Raw genomic sequence first — 1,600 nt, forward strand, 5'->3', positions numbered from 1 at the left:
CCCTGGTGGGGGGTGCCGGGGGTTGCTGGCGCGTCCTCCGATTCCACTCTAACCCTCTCTGCCCCCCACCCCAACAACCCCCCCCCCCCCCGGCCCCACAAAACCCGCGACGCCGAAGGCGGCGCCAAAAATACAGACCTCTTAAGCCCCGTACACCTTGGGATCCAGAGTCCCGATGTACGGCAGATCCCGATACCGCTCCGCATAGTCCAGCCCGTACCCCACCACGAACTCATCCGGAATATCGAACCCCACATGCGCCACATCCACCTGCGTACGCAGCGCATCAGGCTTACGCAGCAACGTCACCACCTCCAGCGACGCGGGATTACGACTGGACAGATTGCGCTTGAGCCACGACAGCGTCAGCCCCGAGTCGATGATGTCCTCGACGATCAGCACATTGCGCCCCGCGATGTCCTTGTCCAGGTCCTTGAGGATGCGCACCACGCCCGACGACGAAGTGGAAGACCCGTAGGACGAGACCGCCATGAATTCCATCTGAGTCGGAATCGTCAGCGCCTGCGCCAGATCGGTCATGAAGAAGATCGCGCCCTTCAGCACACCCACCAGCAACAGATCACCCTCGGGGGCGTCGGTGGGATAGCGCTTGCCGATCAGCGCGGCCAATTCGTCGACCTTCGCCTTGATCTGTTCCTCGGTGATCAGCACCGACGCGATGTCGTCCCCATACACGTGCGCTGGTTTCCCTTCGCTGAAGTCGATCGCGGCGCAGGCGTCACCGGGATCGTTATCGTGCAAACGCCAGGCACAGCTTCCCACGTTCGCGCGTGGCAACCAACCGGGTCCCCGGCTTTCCGCCGCCGACCGCCACTCCGCCCTGCCCGCGCCAGTCGGTGATCAGTGCGTCGATCGACCGTAAAGTCTTGTCCGTCAAGGCTTTTGCGCCGCCGGCCAGGAGCCACGAGCGAATCGCGCGGCGGCGCAGCGCGGCCGGGGCAGTGGCAAGCGTCTCGATCGAGAGCGCAGTGCCATCACTCGCCGCCTCCAGCAACTGTTCGGCAAGCGAATCGAGCAGATCGCCGTCCTCGCGCAGCTGCTCGGCCGTGCGCGCCAGGGCGGGCGCCACGCCGCCGCCGAGCACCTCCTCCAGCAGCGGCAGCACCTCCGTGCGCAGCCGCACCCGGGTGAACTCCGGCGCGCTGTTGTGCGGGTCCTCGTGCGGCTCGAGCCCGAGATCCGCGCACAGCTGCCGCGTGGTGGATCGCCGGACCCCTAGTAGGGGTCGCCCCCAGGGATCGGCGAATTCGGCCATCCCCCTGAGGGATCGGACGCCGGAACCACGAGCCAGGCCCAGCAGAACGGTCTCGGCCTGATCATCGAGGGTGTGCCCGAGCAGCACCGGCAACTCCCCGCGGGCGGCGTCGAGCGCGGCGTACCGGGCCGTCCGCGCCGCGGCCTCGAGCCCCCCCCCCGCCCCCCCCAACCCCCCAACCCCCCCCGCGGGACCGGCCCCCGGAAAAATCGGCGTTATGCAGGGTGGGCAGCGGATACACCAGTTCCGCCCCCCGATCGCCGAGATGGCGCAGCTGCGCGGTGATCTCGGCCTCCAGATTCCACGGCAGCGCCAGCACCACAT

Annotated in this window: 1 protein-coding gene and 2 pseudogenes; all 3 read right to left on the bottom strand. The window is 67.8% G+C overall.

Annotation, left to right across the window (positions count from 1 at the left end; genetic code table 11):
* Positions 1-141: 141 nt before the first annotated feature.
* Positions 142-696, bottom strand: coding sequence for a hypoxanthine phosphoribosyltransferase (hpt, locus tag QH470_RS27315; RefSeq protein ID WP_280275224.1), 555 nt, complete (start codon positions 694-696; stop codon positions 142-144).
* Between the two features lie 55 nt (positions 697-751).
* A pseudogene (locus QH470_RS27320) lies at positions 752-1,435 on the bottom strand (tRNA lysidine(34) synthetase); the annotation flags it as partial.
* A 46-nt stretch (positions 1,436-1,481) separates the two neighbouring features.
* Positions 1,482-1,600, bottom strand: a pseudogene (locus tag QH470_RS27325) (hypothetical protein); the annotation flags it as partial.

The organism is Nocardia wallacei (assembly GCF_029868745.1).
GTDB classification, from domain to species: Bacteria; Actinomycetota; Actinomycetes; order Mycobacteriales; family Mycobacteriaceae; genus Nocardia; species Nocardia wallacei_B.